The sequence below is a fragment of the Nostoc sp. LEGE 12454 genome (assembly GCF_056620565.1).
The window spans coordinates 164,754-181,381 of record NZ_JBWQXL010000009.1 but is presented as its reverse complement, the minus strand read 5'-3'; the positions used below and the strand labels follow the sequence as shown (position 1 = coordinate 181,381).

General features: G+C 42.9%; 17 protein-coding genes. 11 read left to right on the top strand and 6 right to left on the bottom strand.

What is annotated here, in order from left to right; genetic code table 11:
- Positions 1 to 3: 3 nt before the first annotated feature.
- Positions 4 to 2,214 carry an anthranilate synthase gene (locus tag AC1F2U_RS12870; RefSeq protein ID WP_480261461.1) on the top strand — a complete coding sequence of 737 codons (2,211 nt, stop codon included), beginning with the start codon at positions 4 to 6 and terminating at the stop codon, positions 2,212 to 2,214.
- On the opposite strand, the gene AC1F2U_RS12865 is transcribed toward AC1F2U_RS12870, so the two are convergent.
- Positions 2,195 to 2,410, bottom strand: coding sequence for a hypothetical protein (locus AC1F2U_RS12865; protein ID WP_480261460.1), 216 nt, complete (start codon positions 2,408 to 2,410; stop codon positions 2,195 to 2,197). The genes AC1F2U_RS12870 and AC1F2U_RS12865 overlap by 20 nt on opposite strands.
- Here AC1F2U_RS12865 and trpC point away from each other — a divergent pair.
- Positions 2,399 to 3,226: an indole-3-glycerol phosphate synthase TrpC gene (trpC, locus tag AC1F2U_RS12860; RefSeq protein ID WP_480261459.1), complete on the top strand. Its 828-nt coding sequence runs from the start codon at positions 2,399 to 2,401 to the stop codon at positions 3,224 to 3,226. The genes AC1F2U_RS12865 and trpC overlap by 12 nt on opposite strands.
- Before the next feature lie 46 nt (positions 3,227 to 3,272).
- Here the strand turns inward: trpC and AC1F2U_RS12855 are convergent, their stop codons facing one another.
- The gene (locus tag AC1F2U_RS12855) at positions 3,273 to 3,539 is read right to left on the bottom strand and encodes a hypothetical protein (protein WP_480261458.1); all 267 of its coding nucleotides are present in this window, start codon (positions 3,537 to 3,539) and stop codon (positions 3,273 to 3,275) included.
- 102 nt (positions 3,540 to 3,641) lie between these two features.
- Between AC1F2U_RS12855 and trpA the strand changes: the two genes are divergently transcribed.
- The 5 genes from trpA to aroF all read left to right on the top strand — a co-directional run bounded on the left by trpA (position 3,642) and on the right by aroF (position 9,767).
- Positions 3,642 to 4,475, top strand: coding sequence for a tryptophan synthase subunit alpha (gene trpA, locus AC1F2U_RS12850; protein ID WP_480261457.1), 834 nt, complete (start codon positions 3,642 to 3,644; stop codon positions 4,473 to 4,475).
- A gap of 260 nt (positions 4,476 to 4,735) precedes the next feature.
- Entirely contained in the window at positions 4,736 to 5,962 is a 1,227-nt protein-coding gene (locus AC1F2U_RS12845; RefSeq protein WP_480261456.1) for a tyrosinase family protein, read from the top strand.
- Positions 5,963 to 6,033: 71 nt separating this feature from the next.
- Positions 6,034 to 7,263: a tryptophan synthase subunit beta gene (gene trpB, locus AC1F2U_RS12840; protein ID WP_480261455.1), complete on the top strand. Its 1,230-nt coding sequence runs from the start codon at positions 6,034 to 6,036 to the stop codon at positions 7,261 to 7,263.
- A gap of 72 nt (positions 7,264 to 7,335) precedes the next feature.
- Complete coding sequence (gene trpD, locus AC1F2U_RS12835) at positions 7,336 to 8,433, top strand: anthranilate phosphoribosyltransferase (RefSeq protein WP_480261504.1); 1,098 nt, start codon at positions 7,336 to 7,338, stop codon at positions 8,431 to 8,433.
- 233 nt (positions 8,434 to 8,666) lie between these two features.
- Positions 8,667 to 9,767 (top strand): 3-deoxy-7-phosphoheptulonate synthase, encoded by a 1,101-nt coding sequence (gene aroF / locus AC1F2U_RS12830; protein ID WP_292871410.1) that lies wholly within the window; start codon positions 8,667 to 8,669, stop codon positions 9,765 to 9,767.
- Positions 9,768 to 10,142: 375 nt separating this feature from the next.
- Here aroF and AC1F2U_RS12825 read toward each other — a convergent pair whose 3' ends face one another.
- Positions 10,143 to 10,955: an SDR family NAD(P)-dependent oxidoreductase gene (locus AC1F2U_RS12825; protein WP_480261454.1), complete on the bottom strand. Its 813-nt coding sequence runs from the start codon at positions 10,953 to 10,955 to the stop codon at positions 10,143 to 10,145.
- Positions 10,956 to 11,163: 208 nt separating this feature from the next.
- Between AC1F2U_RS12825 and AC1F2U_RS12820 the strand changes: the two genes are divergently transcribed.
- Positions 11,164 to 12,141: a threo-3-hydroxy-L-aspartate ammonia-lyase gene (locus AC1F2U_RS12820; RefSeq protein WP_480261453.1), complete on the top strand. Its 978-nt coding sequence runs from the start codon at positions 11,164 to 11,166 to the stop codon at positions 12,139 to 12,141.
- Positions 12,142 to 12,211: 70 nt separating this feature from the next.
- Here AC1F2U_RS12820 and AC1F2U_RS12815 read toward each other — a convergent pair whose 3' ends face one another.
- On the bottom strand, positions 12,212 to 12,625 hold the full coding sequence (locus AC1F2U_RS12815) for a hypothetical protein (RefSeq protein ID WP_480261452.1): 414 nt from the start codon (positions 12,623 to 12,625) through the stop codon (positions 12,212 to 12,214).
- Positions 12,626 to 13,018: 393 nt separating this feature from the next.
- Between AC1F2U_RS12815 and AC1F2U_RS12810 the strand changes: the two genes are divergently transcribed.
- Entirely contained in the window at positions 13,019 to 13,150 is a 132-nt protein-coding gene (locus AC1F2U_RS12810) for a hypothetical protein (RefSeq protein ID WP_334899203.1), read from the top strand.
- A gap of 96 nt (positions 13,151 to 13,246) precedes the next feature.
- On the opposite strand, the gene AC1F2U_RS12805 is transcribed toward AC1F2U_RS12810, so the two are convergent.
- Entirely contained in the window at positions 13,247 to 13,654 is a 408-nt protein-coding gene (locus AC1F2U_RS12805; RefSeq protein WP_480261450.1) for an HNH endonuclease, read from the bottom strand.
- Positions 13,651 to 14,007 (bottom strand): hypothetical protein, encoded by a 357-nt coding sequence (locus AC1F2U_RS12800; protein WP_099099837.1) that lies wholly within the window; start codon positions 14,005 to 14,007, stop codon positions 13,651 to 13,653. Before AC1F2U_RS12800 ends, AC1F2U_RS12805 begins: the two co-directional genes overlap by 4 nt.
- Before the next feature lie 375 nt (positions 14,008 to 14,382).
- Between AC1F2U_RS12800 and AC1F2U_RS12795 the strand changes: the two genes are divergently transcribed.
- Both AC1F2U_RS12795 and AC1F2U_RS12790 read left to right on the top strand, forming a co-directional pair.
- Positions 14,383 to 15,699 (top strand): amino acid permease, encoded by a 1,317-nt coding sequence (locus tag AC1F2U_RS12795; protein WP_480261449.1) that lies wholly within the window; start codon positions 14,383 to 14,385, stop codon positions 15,697 to 15,699.
- 124 nt (positions 15,700 to 15,823) lie between these two features.
- On the top strand, positions 15,824 to 16,369 hold the full coding sequence (locus tag AC1F2U_RS12790; protein ID WP_480261448.1) for an RNA 2'-phosphotransferase: 546 nt from the start codon (positions 15,824 to 15,826) through the stop codon (positions 16,367 to 16,369).
- Positions 16,370 to 16,628 lie beyond the last annotated feature (259 nt).

The following is a 16,628-nucleotide window of genomic DNA, read 5'->3' as shown; positions in this document are numbered from 1 at the left end:
CTCATGGTTTTTGATTCACGTTCTTATAAAACTCTTGGCGGTGTCAGTGTTTCTCGCTCCATCACTGAAGTTAAGATGGACACTGCCCTCGATGATATTCTGTTCCATTTAAATTCTCAGCGTGGAGGGTTACTAAGGAGTAGCTACGAATATCCAGGCAGATACAAAAGATGGGCGATCGGATTTGTCAATCCACCGTTAGAGTTGACTACACAGGATAATGCTTTCACTTTGATAGCATTGAATGAACGCGGTCAAGTACTTTTGCCATTTCTTTTAGAGCGCCTATGCCAGTCAGAACAACTTGAGAACGTCACCCAAGAAGATAACTGTATTGTCGGCTTTATTAAAGCTACAAAAAAATTATTTACTGAAGAAGAACGTAGTAAACAGCCTTCATCATTTACCGTTGTCCGCGAAATTTTATATACTTTCTCTAGTCAAGAAGACGAGCATTTAGGCTTGTATGGTGCGTTTGGTTATGACTTAGTTTTTCAATTTGAACCAATTACCCAACATCTGGAACGTCCTACAGATCAGCGCGATTTGGTGCTTTATTTGCCAGATGAATTGATTGTTGTTGACTATTATCAGCAACGGGCATTTCGTTTACAATATGATTTTAAAACAGCGCACGGCAACACCAAGAATCTTCCGAGAACTGGTGAGTCTGTAGATTATCGCGGCAAACATCTTTTACCAAATCAAACTGCTGACCATAAAGTAGGCGAATATGCGAAAAAAGTTGAGGTTGCACTCGATTATTTCCGCAGAGGCGATTTATTTGAAGTTGTTCCTAGTCAAAACTTTTTTGAAGGCTATGAAGACGAACCCAGCAAACTATTTAATACCTTAAAGGAAATAAATCCCAGTCCTTATGGATTTATTTTTAATTTAGGTGGCGAATATCTGATTGGTGCATCTCCAGAAATGTTTGTGCGGGTTGAAGGTAGGCGGGTAGAAACTTGTCCAATTAGTGGCACTATTAGCCGAGGACAAGATGCTCTTGACGATGCGGTGCAAATTCGTCAGTTACTCAACTCTCATAAAGATGAAGCTGAGTTGACCATGTGTACTGATGTCGATCGCAATGACAAATCCCGAATCTGCGAACCTGGTTCAGTACAAGTCATCGGTCGTCGCCAGATTGAATTATACAGCCACCTGATACATACAGTAGATCATGTTGAGGGTACTCTGCGATCGCAATTCGATGCTTTAGATGCTTTTCTTTCGCATACATGGGCGGTTACAGTCACCGGCGCACCCAAAAGGGCAGCAATCGATTTTATTGAACAGCACGAAAAGAGCGCCCGACGTTGGTATGGTGGAGCAGTCGGCTATTTAAATTTCAACGGGAATTTAAATACTGGCTTAATTCTGCGGACAATTCGATTAAAAGACTGCATCGCTGAAGTGCGAGTCGGGGCTACTGTCCTTTATGACTCCATACCCCAAGCAGAAGAACAAGAAACAATTACCAAAGCTGCTGCTTTATTTGAGACAATTCGCCGTGTAAAGCAAACGAGTCAAAAAATTGATGAGTCCAGTTCTCTAAAATTAACTAAAATCCTCCCAACTGCGGCAGATGGCAAACGTATCTTATTAATAGACTACGAAGACTCATTTGTTCATACCCTAGCCAATTACATTCGCCAAACAGGTGCAAGCGTCACCACACTGCGTCATGGTTTCTCGGAATCGTTATTCGATACAGAACGCCCTGACTTAGTTGTATTATCTCCTGGCCCTGGTAGACCAAGTGATTTTAGAGTTTCCGAAACTGTCGGCGCTCTTCTGCATCGCCAAATTCCTATTTTCGGAGTTTGTCTAGGACTGCAAGGCATCGTTGAAGCTTTTGATGGCGAATTGGGAGTTCTCAACTATCCTCAACATGGAAAATCCTCACGAATTTTCGTCACCGATTCCAATTCTGTCACCTTCAACAACTTACCGGAATCCTTTGCAGTGGGTAGATATCACTCATTGTTTGCCCTACCGCAACGTTTGCCAAAAGAACTCAAAGTAACAGCGATTTCTGATGACGACGTAATTATGGGCATTGAACATCAGACACTTCCCATCGCCGCCGTTCAGTTTCATCCAGAATCAATCATGACTTTAGGCGGAGAAGTCGGTCTGAAAATAATTAAAAATGTGGTGCGTGCATATACGCAAACTGTAGAATCATTGGTTATTGGGCATAGGGTATAAGAGGCAGAGGGGCAGAGGGGCAAAGGTGCAGAGGGGAAAAACTTACTGCCACTTCTCCCCTGCTCCCCTGCTCCCCTGCTCCCCTGCTCCCCTGCTCCCCTGCTCCCCTGCTCCCCTGCTCCCCTGCTCCCCTGCTCCCCTGCTCCCCTGCTCCCCTGCTCCCCTGCTCCCCTGCTAACAGATTATGACTAATCAAGTTGCCACTTCCCGCCATATTCTTGAAGAAATTGTGTCGCATAAAAGGCAAGAAGTTGCACAAATGCAGCAAAAACAGCCTTTAGCCTCCTTGCGACAACAGTTAAATGCAGCCCCGACTGTGCGAAATTTCTTGACTGCTTTGCAAGAAAACCCCAACCAACCTAGCTTAATTGCTGAAGTAAAAAAGGCATCACCTAGCCGTGGGGTTATCCGTGCAGATTTTGAGCCGGTTGCTGTTGCTCAAGCTTATGAACGAGGTGGTGCAGCTTGTTTATCAGTCTTGACTGACGAAAAGTTCTTTCAAGGCGGTTTTGATAATCTGCGAAAAGTGCGTCAACAAGTTGCATTACCTTTACTGTGTAAGGAGTTTATCATTAACTCCTATCAAATTTATTTAGCACGGACAGCAGGTGCAGATGCAGTATTGTTGATTGCAGCTATTTTATCAGATCGAGAACTCCAAGACTTTTTGCGAGTAATTCACGATTTGGGTATGATTGCACTGGTAGAAGTCCATACCTTAGCTGAACTAGATCGAGTGCTAAAGCTTGATAACCTAAGTTTAGTAGGAATCAACAATCGCAATTTAGAAGACTTTACCCTTGATTTAGGAACCACACAGCAACTTTTAGCAGAGCGTCAACAACAATTACAAAGTTTGGATATCACCGTCGTCAGCGAATCTGGACTGTATACACCTGCTGATTTATCTCTTGTTGCTGAGGCTGGTGCGCGTGCGGTTTTGATTGGCGAGTCTTTAGTTAAACAAAGCGATGTAGAACAAGCTGTGCGTGAAATTTTGAGCCTTTCTTAAATCTGTTACCTAATTACTAAAATCTACAATCTACAACAATGAAGCTCTAATACTCGTCAACGGAGCTAAAAGACTCGTTAACGGAGATAAAAGCCTCATTCACGAGTATAAAAGACTCGTTAACGGAGATAAAAGCCTCGTTCACGAGTATAAAAGACTCGTTAACGGAGATAAAAGCCTCATTCACGAGTATAAAAGACTCGTTAACGGAGATAAAAGCCTCATTCACGAGTATAAAAGCCTCGTTAACGGAGATAAAAGCCTCATTCACGAGTATAAAAGCCTCGTTAACGGAGATAAAAGCTTCATTCACGAGGATCAAAGACTCGTCAACAAAAAATTTAGCATGGGCATCGCTAATTGCTAAGTGTAAATTATTCTAAAACTATTAACCAATCATTAACTATTTTTCAGCATGACCTCTATCTCCGATTCCTTTCAAACTTTACGCGATCGCCAACAGTGTGCTTTAATCCCTTTTATCACAGCAGGCGATCCTAATTTAGAAACCACTGCCGAAGCCTTACGCATCTTAGATCGCAACGGTGCTGACTTTATCGAGTTGGGCATTCCCTACTCCGATCCTCTCGCAGATGGGCCTGTGATTCAAGCAGCAGCAACCCGCGCTTTACAAAAAGGCACGAAATTAGAGCAAGTGCTAGAGATGTTGCACATAGTAATTCCTAGCCTAAAAGCGCCGATAATTCTATTTACTTACTACAATCCCATTTTGCACCGGGGTATTAAGACGTTTTTGGCGCAAATTGCCGTTGCTGGGGTGCAGGGATTGGTAGTACCAGACTTACCCTTAGAAGAAGCAGAAGAATTAATCCAAACTGCTGCATCTTTCGGAATTGAGGTAATTTTACTCGTAGCTCCTACCAGTTCTCAAGATAGAATTGTTGCGATCGCTCGTCAATCTCAAGGTTTTATCTACTTGGTAAGTGTTACAGGCGTTACAGGTATCCGCGCTCAAATCCAAAACCGCGTAGAACATTTAATTACCGAGTTGCGAAGCGTCACCGATAAACCCATTGGCGTTGGTTTTGGCATCTCAGAAGCAAAACAAGCACATCAAGTAATGGAATGGGGTGCAGATGCAGTGATTGTTGGTAGCGCCTTTGTCAAACGGTTAGCTGAAGGTAGCCCCACAGAAGGATTGCAAGCCGTGGAAGAATTTTGTCAAGAACTTAAAGCAGCCATCACAGAAAGTCAGCGCAAAAGTCCATCTCTTCAAGAGGTGAGATAAATTCACCGCAGACCTGGGGAGTAGGGAATTATAGCGGTTTGCAGTTGAGTCCAATACAGACCTAACCCCCAACCCCTTCCCTACGAGCGTTGGGGAGTAAGATTCAAAGCCTCTCTCCTCTTAGGAGAGAGGTTTGGAGAGAGGTCAAAACTGTACTGCACTCAAACGAGAACCGCCATATTATCAATTATTTCTCTTTCTGCCTCTCTGCTCGCTCCTCTGCCCCCCTGCCCCCCTGCTCCCCTGCTTCCATTAAGATAATGAAATCCCTACTAAAATCCTTCAAAATATTCATTTATAGCCTACTTCTAGTTAGCACCTGTGCTATTACAGTCTTTGCCCATGATCGCACCGATCGCGGACAATACAAATACCATTGGAATTACAATTTACCAGGACAACAGGGTTATCTAACTGTAAGAAAGAACGTAACTGACCTAACATCAGCAGAGAAGACAGCCTTCGTTAAGGCTATCAAAACCTTAAAAACTGTCATACCCCCAGGTAGCAAGGTCAGTATTTACGACCAATTCGTTGCCATACACATAGGGGCAACACGCTTAATTCATAACCATAAAGGACATTCCGATGGTTCCGTCCAAGAACTTGCTCATGAAAATGCCGCATTTTTCCCTTGGCATCGAGAATATATCCGCAGATTTGAACAAGCTCTGCAAGCAATAGACCCAACTGTTACTCTGCCATATTGGGATTGGACAGACGCTAAAGCACTTGATGTAATTTTTAACGATGACTTTCTTGGTTCTAACGGTCAAGGAGTAACCATCAAAATTCCAAATCAGGGAAACTTTACAGGCGGCGCTGTGCCTGGGGCTTTTTCAGCTGCAAATGGCTGGGTTATGAATCCAGCATTAAATATTGACCCAGATACCGGAACATCATTAGGTACATCACTTGTACGCTTTCTAAGACTACCTCCTGCCATTGATTATCCTGTGCCCAAAAAAGATGTTGAGCGTGCCCTTCGTCTAAATAACTATTCTCTATTTCGCCCAGCTTTAGAAGGATTTATCTCTGTAGATGAGCAGGGTAAAGTCACCCCCGGAGGATTCATCCACAACTACATTCATGGTTTAGTCGGTGGTGTACAGGTAGACGCTAGCACAAGACCCATAAAGTTTAAGGGTCTGGGTACGATGAGCAATATCCCAAGTTCGCCTTATGACCCAGTGTTTTGGTTGCATCATGCCAACGTAGACCGCCTCTGGACCCAATGGCAAGAAAACGGTCATCAAGGTAGCGATTTTTATCCTGCTGATGGTGGTCAGCCTTATGGACACAATCTTAAAGACCTAATGTGGCCTTGGGACGGCGGTATGTCTACCCCCAAAGCTACGACGCTAGGAGATTTACTATCCCTATTACCAAATTTTGACTCTAACGATTTGGTGCGCCCTATAGACGTTTTGAATCACCGGAAACTGGGCTATACCTACCAAACCGGGGAAAAGAAAACGCAAAGATGATTTCAATGGCATAGGTTCTAAAAAGTTAGAACGAAACTAAAAAATACTTGAAAATGAAAGGATTTTAACCAGTGGTAAACATACTAAACAGCAAAACTGCAACTCAACAACCAGATTCTTTGGGCAGGTTTGGAAAATTCGGCGGTAAATATGTCCCGGAAACCTTAATGCCTGCATTAAGTGAATTGGAAGCGGCGTATCAACAATATCGCAATGAGCCGAGTTTCCAAGCAGAACTGCAAAATTTAATGCGTGATTATGTCGGACGACCCAGCCCATTATATTTTGCTGAACGCCTGACAGCAAATTACGCTAGACCAGATGGCACGGGAGCGCAAATTTATTTAAAGCGCGAAGATTTAAATCATACAGGCGCTCACAAAATAAATAATGCTTTGGCTCAGGTTTTGCTAGCCAAGCGCATGGGTAAACAACGAATTATTGCCGAAACAGGTGCAGGTCAACATGGCGTAGCAACTGCAACTGTGTGTGCGCGATTTGGTTTGAAATGTGTGATTTACATGGGCGTCCAGGATATGGAACGCCAAGCCCTGAATGTGTTTCGCATGAAATTAATGGGTGCAGAAGTTCGACCAGTGGAGGCAGGTACAGGAACTCTCAAGGATGCGACTTCTGAAGCAATTCGGGATTGGGTGACGAATGTAGAAACAACCCATTACATCCTGGGTTCCGTTGCCGGGCCTCATCCCTACCCGATGATTGTGCGTGACTTCCACGTGATAATTGGTGTAGAAACTCGCGCTCAATGCCTAGAAAAATGGGGAGGACTACCAGATATTTTACTGGCTTGCGTGGGTGGAGGTTCCAATGCGATCGGCTTATTCAGTGAGTTTATGCATGAACCTTCGGTGCGTCTAATTGGAGTGGAAGCTGCGGGTGAAGGTGTAAACACAGAAAAACACGCTGCTACCTTGACAAAAGGAAAAGTAGGTGTATTGCACGGTGCAATGAGCTATTTACTGCAAGATGATGACGGTCAAGTAATCGAAGCCCATTCAATTAGTGCCGGATTGGATTATCCCGGTGTTGGGCCAGAGCATAGTTATTTAATGGATCTTGGTCGCGCCGAGTATTACAGTGTGACTGATAAACAGGCTTTAGATGCATTTCAAAGGCTTTCGCAATTAGAAGGGATTATCCCAGCCTTAGAAACTGCTCATGCGATCGCTTATCTAGATACTCTTTGTCCCCAGTTAACAGGCAATCTCCGCATCGTCATCAATTGTTCCGGCAGAGGTGACAAAGATGTACAAACTGTCGCCAAAGTCTTAATTCCTTAATTTTCTCTTCAGGGCATAAGGCAAGACAACCATGCCCCATGCCCCATGCCTCATGCCCCATGCCCAATAAATATGATAGCTTTAACTCAAACTCCACCTGAAAACATCTCCATCCCTCCCGATCTCTACAACTGGTCAGCTTTATTACAACAGTTGCTAAATCGGCAATCATTGACAGTTTCCCAAGCTGCGGATTTGATGCAAGGTTGGCTCACAGATGCCATTCCCGATGTTCTGTCAGGAGCGATTTTAACCGCAATTCAAGCCAAAGGCGTATCTGCCGAAGAATTAGTCGGCATGGCCACCGTTTTACAAGCCCAAAGTTCCCCACTCAGCACTCAGCCCTCAACACTCAGCACTCTAATTGACACCTGTGGAACTGGTGGAGATGGAGCTTCAACCTTTAATATTTCCACTGCTGTTGCTTTTGTTGCCGCAGCTGCTGGGGTAAAAGTTGCCAAACATGGCAATCGTTCGGCATCCAGCAAGACTGGTTCTGCTGATGTGCTGGAAGCTTTGGGTATAAATCTCAACGCCACTCCTGAAAAAGTACAAGCCGCAGTTGGCGAAGTTGGAATCACCTTTTTGTTTGCTCCCGGCTGGCATCCTGCACTCAAAGCGATCGCTACTTTGCGAAAAACTTTGAAGGTGCGGACTGTTTTTAATTTGCTCGGCCCGCTAGTAAATCCGATGCGACCGACGGGGCAAATTATTGGTGTGAACGACCCGCTTCTACTAGAGGAAATTGTGCAAGCTTTATCCCAACTGGGATGTCAGCAAGCGATCGCCCTCCACGGACGGGAACGTTTAGATGAAGCTGGTTTGGCAGATGTCACTGACTTGGCTGTACTCCAGGATAAAAAAGTGCGTTCTCTAACCCTCAATCCTCAAGAATTGGGTTTGAGTTTTGCACCAACTGCGGCGTTGTGTGGTGGAGATGTCCAAGAAAATGCCGAAATCTTGAAGGCAGTTTTGCAAGGTAAAGGCACGCAAGCGCAGCAGGATGTAGTCGCTTTAAATACAGCCTTGGCCCTGCAAGTTGGTGAAGCCATTCATGGGGAAACTGATGTTTTAGCAGGTTGTGTTAAAGGTATTGCCCTTGCCAAGGAAATTCTGCAAAGCGGCGCAGCTTGGACAAAACTAGAACAACTCGCTGAATTTTTGCGCTAGACGAACCTCTCCTACGAGGAGCTACGGTGTACACGCAAGTCTTCTAATGCCTTACACCTTAACCCGCAATCTTAATGCATCGACCTGCAATGTAAATGCATCAACCTGCAATTTTAATGCATCGACCTGCAATCTTAATGCATCGACCTGCAATGCCAATGCATCAACCCGCAATCTTAATGCATCGACCTGTAAAGATTAGCCCACCCAAACTTATACACAAGGAAAAATAGATGATTATCATACTTAAGAGCGGTACACCTGTTGAAGAAATTACTCGCATCAGCCAAGAACTGAGTGAAACTTGGGGAGTGACAGTAGAAAAAAGTGTTGGCACTCATAAAGTTGTGCTAGGGCTAATTGGTGATACCACTAGCATCGATAAATTACAGGTTCAAGAGTTCAGCCCTTGGATTGAGCAAGTATTACGAGTGCAACAACCTTTCAAGCGGGTAAGTCGAGAATTTCGACATGGAGAAGCCAGCGAGGTTGTAGTACCTACACCTAACGGTGATGTCTATTTTGGCGAACATCATCCGATTGTGGTGGTAGCCGGGCCTTGTTCCGTTGAAAATGAAGCGATGATTGTCGAAACGGCAAAGCGGGTGAAGGCAGCAGGAGCGCAGTTTCTGCGTGGTGGAGCCTACAAACCTCGCACTTCACCCTATGCGTTTCAAGGTTATGGTGAAAGCGCTTTAGATTTGTTAGCAGCAGCGCGGGAAGCTACTGGTTTGGGTATCGTCACAGAACTGATGGATGCTGCCGATTTATCAGCAGTAGCGAGAACAGCTGACATCATCCAAATCGGAGCTAGGAATATGCATAACTTCTCGCTGCTGAAAAAGGTAGGCGCTCAAGATAAACCAGTGCTGCTAAAGCGGGGAATGTCTGCCACAATTGACGAGTGGTTAATGGCAGCAGAATATATTTTGGCATCTGGAAATCCGAATGTAATTCTTTGTGAGCGGGGAATTAGAACCTTTGATGGGAAATATGCCCGCAATACTTTAGATTTATCAGTGCTTCCGGTATTGCGATCGCTGACCCATTTACCAATTATGATCGATCCCAGTCATGGTACGGGTAGGTCTGAATATGTTCCATCAATGGCAATGGCTGCGATTGCTGCTGGTACAGATTCTTTGATGATTGAAGTTCACCCCAATCCGGCTAAAGCTTTATCTGACGGGCCCCAATCTCTCACCCCTGATAAATTTGACCGCTTAGTTCAAGAAATGTCAATTCTGGGCAAAGTAGTCGATCGTTGGCCTACACCTGCATTCGATCGCATTGGTGAAAGCCAAATTCTCCTCACACCAGAACTTTCAAAGTAGATAGATTATAAACCAATACAGTTCAGAATGAGCAACAAAACTCTGATTGTAGAGACGCGATTTATCGCGTCTTAAAAGACCAATTATCTACACCAATAACCCTTAACCCAACGTGAATTCGACAGACCTCACCCACCCAACCTCCCTCTCCTGCGAGGAGAGGGAGGAGCAACGAAAAATTAGGCTTTTTGCTCCCCTCTCCTAACAGGAGAGGGGCTGGGGGTGAGGTCAAAATCCTGTGCATCAAACTCACGTTAACCTAAGCGTATTGGACTATAAACCGATTTTTTGCAAATGGTTAAACCCGATTGACAGATTCTTTCATCTGAAAAATCCGTTGGTCGGGTCTTCTTAAAAAGAGTATAAAATCTCGAACTACCTATTTCTTTTAAGTTCGTGCATACTTCTAACAACCTTTGTGACTAAATTTCTGGGCGTAAATCTGACGCTTTCAGTCAATATCTTATTTCTCATCCCAGGAACAACAACAGTTTTGTTTTTCATTAAGCCCCGATAACCAATCCTAGCGACAGTTTCCGTATCCATCATTCTGTTAACGCTAGCAATCTTGGAATCTTCCATTGCAGCATTTTGTTGGAATTCCGATGCTGTTGGCCCTGGACAAAGAACAGTCACGCTGACACCTGTGCCCTCTAATTCATTAGCGATCGCTTCTGAAAATGATAATACATAAGCTTTCGTAGCAAAATAAACTGCCATTAAAGGCCCCGGTTGAAAAGCTGCTGCTGAGGCCACATTTAATATTTTTCCATAGTTTTGTTCTACCATATCTTTAAGAAACAATTTTGTTAAATGAGTCAGGCTGACCATATTTACCTGAAGCATTTTCAGTTCAATGCTCAGGTCTGTTTCGTTAAATACTCCATAAGTACCAAAGCCAGCATTGTTAACTAACACATCAATCTTGATGGATGCTTGCTGTAGTTCTGTAAAAATTTCTTCTGGAGATGTGGGGATAGATAAATCCTTAACAAAAATTTTGACGGCAATACCAAACTTTTGCGGAAATTCATCTATAATTTCAGTAAGTTTTTGCTCATTCTTATCTACTAAGACAAGATTATAACTATGACGAGCAAAAATCTGGGTTAATTGATAGCCTATCCCACTAGCCGCTCCTGTAATTAGAGCAGTTTTTTTTTGCCGACTTTCAGATGTTTTATTCATGCTAAAAAAATGGCGAATGTGAACTAATTAATTTAAGTTTTATAAATTTAGCTACAGCAATATATAATGTTCGCTGTAGCTATTTCTATGCGGAAAATAAATGATGCTATCTACCTGAAACGAGTATGCTGCAATCAAGCATAGTAAAGGCAAATATAAAAAACTGTATCTATATAAACAAGAGCAAGAATATTTAATAACATCATCAATGCCACAATATCATTCCGTTACTATAACTGACGTGCAAGCAGCACAAAAGCGAATTTTGGGAATTGCCCACCGCACACCTGTGCTAACTTCTAGAATCGTTAACGATCGCACCAATAGCCAAGTATTCTTTAAGTGCGAAAACTTTCAACGCACAGGGGCATTTAAATTTAGAGGTGCGTACAACGCCCTAGATCAACTATCGGTAGCAGAAAAACAAACAGGCGTTCTCACTTATTCATCGGGAAATCATGCCCAAGCGATCGCTTTAGCTGGACAATTACTAAATATTCCCACCACCATTGTCATGCCTGATGATGCACCCGCTGTTAAACAAACTGCTACTCGTGGTTATGGTGCAGAGATAATTTTGTACAATCGCCAAGAAACAAACCGAGAAGAATTAGCCCAAAATTTAGCGCGCGATCGCAATCTCACTCTGATTCCTCCTTACGATCATCCTCATGTAATCGCCGGACAGGGGACAACTGCTTTAGAACTGATCCAAGAAGTTGGTGAATTGGATTTACTATTAGTTTGTTGTGGCGGTGGTGGATTACTTTCAGGATGTGCGATCGCAGCCAAGTCACTTTTACCCAATTGTAAAGTAATCGGCGTAGAGCCAGTCCTTGCCGACGATGCTACCCGCTCCTTTCACACCAAAACTCTGCAAACAGTCAAAAATCCTCATACCATCGCTGATGGTGCGCGGACTCCTAGCCTTGGTAAAATTACTTTCCCCTTAGTGCTGCATTACGTCGATGATATGGTGACGGTATCTGAAGAAGCGATTCTTCGCACCATGTTTTTCTTGTGGGAACGTTTGAAAATTGTCGTTGAACCCACTGGGGTATTAGCTGCTGCTGCTTTACTCGAAGGCGTGGTGACAGCACCAGAAGCGAGAGTTGGTGTCATCATCAGCGGTGGAAATGTAGATTTGGCGCAAGTTGGTAAATTGTTTTCTGAGGGATTGGATTAAAAAGTTAAATTCCCAATTGAGAAACTGCGATGTCTAGCCATAAAAAGCGTAGCTCTCTACACACTTCTGATTACGCTTTTGCTTTGCTATTGCTATTCACACCGACAATCATTGACGGTGGCTCATTACTAACAATTGGCGATTCACCTCGCAATCTCTTGCGGCGTTGGTTTTTAGGAACTCCTCCCGCCATACCATACTCTACACTGCTTTTGCCATATTTAGCCCCAATGCCCATGAGTATATGTTCTGTCATGTCTGCCAACTGCTGCTCTGTTTCTAACATTTCACGATATATCTTATCTAGGTTAGAAAGCGCAGTGTTGTAGATATTTTCTTTATTTCGCATTGTCTCAATTAGGCTTGAGTACGCAAATAAAGTGAGTCCATTACTCACATCTAAATTTGGATCGATTGAACTGATACTGGCTGCACGACGTGCTGCTTTTTCTAGCACTTGGGAAGTTCTTTTTAGTCTAGCCATAAAATGTACCTTTTAATGCGGTTATTTGATTATCAGTTTTCAAATTCACTGATTTAAGCTTCTTTACTTTAAAAAACTTCCGTATCGATCAGCCTGAGGAAATTCCTGCAAATCTCTATTAGCTTTTATTACACTGTAAATCGCTAATAAATCAGTAAATTACGCAAAAAAGAACTCAAACCCCAGTTTGAGAACTCAATATTAGCTTTTGCGTACTAAATATACTCAAATGAGAACTCAAACCCCAGTTTGAGAACTCAATATTAGCTTTTGGGTACTAAATATACTCAAATGAGAACTCAAACCCCAGTTTGAGAACTCAATATTAGCTTTTGGGTACTAAATATACTCAAATGAGAACTCAAACCCCAGTTTGAGAACGCAAATCGCGTTATGAGAAGTTTTCAATTTATTACCCCTCGCGGGGATGGAAAAATTGAGCGCAGTTGTCAGTGCGATCGCACTTGTGATGATGCGGTGGATGTGGGCGATGTCTACGACGGACTATTCGGCATCGCACTCTGAAAAATTGTGTCAAATCAGTGATGTCTGGCGACAAGAAGCGTAGCTCTCTACGCAAGTCAAATAAATAGCTTAGTGGCATGAGGATGAACAGTAAACCTAAGAATACTGACCTGCCCAAATCAACCTGTCCCGTTCTTCTAAACGCTCTGATTGATTAAATTGGAGAATTGCAACAGTTACGCGCCCAACTGCTGTTAATGGTGCAATCTCTGCTCCATTCAGTTGAAAGTGATCGCTCCATTTTTGAGTCCTTGGATTGAAAAAGGGTGTTAGTTTCCCCGTTTCAGGATCGAGTGACCCCAAATCAGTACCCTTTGCACGATTACAATATGGACAGGCGAGAGCTAGATTTTCTGCTTCAGTAGTGCCACGATGTTTTTCGGCAATAATATGTTCCATCTCAAAGCTAAATAGTGCCGCACTCTGAGGAAATAAGCAGTACTCACACCTTTGGTTCGCTCTTTCAATTACGAATTTCCGTAATTGGGCTGATACATAAGTCATGGGTTTTGGCGTAATTGCTCGAAGGTATGAGCTTTTGCCATACGGACAAGATGTTCTATGGTCAGATAGCGTTCTAGTTCCGCTTCACCTTTGGCTGAAAGTGTTCCTGCTTTACTTTGTGCTAGCAAATCACTGACACGAGCCTGAAATTCTGGTGAGGGTCGGATTGCTAGAATTTGTTCTGGTGTAGGCTGACTGGCTAACAATCCAATAATCTGTTTCTCATCGAGAAAATTGCCAGACTGTTCGCTCAATAACTCTTTTAGACCGCGTTCTACTATCTCTTGTAAACGGTCTTGGAACTGCTGTAATTGCTGTCCTAGTTCCTCAGATACCTCAACAGTGATTTGCATCGTCTAGCTCTGTTATTTTTTAAATCTATCTATTAGCTATAAGTCTAGCTATAAATCAATCTATTAGTTTAATTTGATCAGTATCTGGTATAACTAGTTTACTGCGATCGCACTCTGAACAACTGTGTCTAATGAGCGATCGCACTCCTGTTCTGTCTCCTTCTAACGGTACAATTTCTCTGGGTTTTTCTCTGCGTGGTCTATTTGATTAATAAAGTGCTACAAGTGACATTTGTAATCCAAAAATTGTGTTGATAATGAAGTAGCGATCGCTTATTTAGCAGAAAATTTGCTTGAAAAACCAAGAAAATCAGGGCTTTTACGAATAATATTTACGTATGTTAATATTGTTTTGTTTAGGTACGGATATTCAGTATGGTTCCCATAAAGACCGTTCTAAAAAATTCAGAGCAAGTCACTCGGTTGTTTTCTCATCTGGAATTTGATGGAAAAAAACTCAATCATCAACCGGGTAGTGTATTGGGAAGTACTGCATTGATTGCAGGAACCACTGTTGGGGCTGGGATTCTGGCTCTACCAGCCGTTACCCTGCCATCTGGTATTGTACCATCCACATCTGGACTCATTGCTGTTTGGCTCTACGCTTTAGTTTCGGGGTTATTGGTTGCAGAAGTTACCTTAAACACGATGCGAACAGAAGGGCTTTCAAGTATAGGTTTTTTAGGAGTTGTTGAAAAGATCCTTGGTAAGGTGGGAGCGCGAATTGCTGGCGGTGCATATTTATTCATGCACTATGCTCTGTTGGTGGCATACATCACCGAAGGCGGAGAGATTTTAGGAACGGCGGCGACAAAATTCTGGGGTATGCAGATATTGCCTACGTGGATGGGCACAATGGCTTTCACGCTCTTATTTGGTGGCATTATGTATCTTGGGCGAGAAAAGTTTATTGAGAAATTAAACAGCGCCTTTGTCGGAATTGTCATCGTTTCCTTCTTAGGACTATTATTTCTGGGAGGAAGGCATATTCAGAGTGCCCAACTATTATTTCAAAACTGGAGTGCCCTCGGCAGTGCCATTTCAGTCATGTCTGTAGCGTTGTTTTTCCAAAACGTTGTGCCGCTGGTTGTGACGCAACTCGAAGGGGATGCGCGCAAAATTCGTCAATCCATCTTTATTGGTTCTGTAATTCCTCTGATTATGTTCTTGGCGTGGAATGCCGTAATTTTAGGAAGCGTCAGTCCCGATATGCTACATAGCGCTTCTGATGGTACAAGTGTTTTCGATCCACTACAAACTCTCCGAGGAGGTAGTGCGGGGCAATGGTTAGGAGTCCTAGTATCCATTTTTTCAGAGTTTGCGATCGTCACATCATTCATTGGATTTGTGTACGGGTTGCTGGATTTGTTCAAAGATATTTTCCTACCTGCACAGTGGCAACTTTCTAGCCGCTTACCTCTCTATTCGCTGGTTCTTTTCCCTCCCATGACTCTGGGAACGCTTAACCCCAGCATCTTTTTTACTGCCCTAGATTACACTGGAACATTTAGTATTTCAGTTCTTGGTGGAATTATTCCGGCGTTAATGAGTTGGAAGCAACGTCAAGAACAAGAAAACTCAGATAGCACAAATCAACCACTCGTTCCTGGTGGAAAGGTGACACTCATTGCGATCGTTGGAGTGGCATTAGCTATGATCGGAAGACAAATTCTGTCAATTTACACAAAATAAAACCATCAATAAAAATTATGTGCTACAAAAACTATAAATTGTAGTATAAATATGCTAACCACAATTAAACTGCAACATCAGAGTCAAATGACAAATGACCAATGACCAATGACTACTTAATCAAATGAGTGATTCTCGCCTCGTCAAAATCAGCAAATATCTCAGCAAATATCTGCGACATACACCGGATGCCATTGGCATTAAACTTGCTCCTGGTGGTTGGGTTGCTGTTGATGACTTACTTAGCGCTTGTGCGCAAAATAAGTTTCCGATTACCCGCGAGGAATTACAAGTGGTAGTTGAATTAAATGAGAAACAACGCTTTTCTTTTGATTCTACAGGTAATCTTATTCGTGCAAACCAAGGACATAGTGTAAAAGTCGATTTACAATTAGAAGCTGTTGTTCCTCCAGATGAGCTTTATCACGGCACGGGACATAAATCTGTAGAGTTAATTCTGCAAACAGGACTTTGCAAAATGTCCCGGCATCATGTCCATTTATCAAAGGATATAGAAACAGCACAAACTGTTGGTGCAAGACATGGAAAACCAGTGGTTTTTGCTGTAAATACTGCGGCAATGCATCAGGCAGGTTACATCTTTTATTGTTCTGCTAATGGTGTTTGGTTAGTCGATCGCGTGCCACCTGAGTATCTACAAAGAATTTGAATTTTAACAAAATAGAATATTTAACCGATATTTGCCAAGAAGTTACATAATGCAGAAGTTGCAACAATTACTGCATTTTTGAATTGAACTCAGATCGATGTAACCATAGCGCTTGTACTCCTAATACTGTATTCTCTGATAGATTAGCGTCTGCAAAACAGGGATTAAGAGTAATTCCATTCCGGTTTACAGCAGAAAAAGTAACTTTATAGATTTGTCTATAAAATTACAAACTCTCAATAGTAAAAATACTATCAAT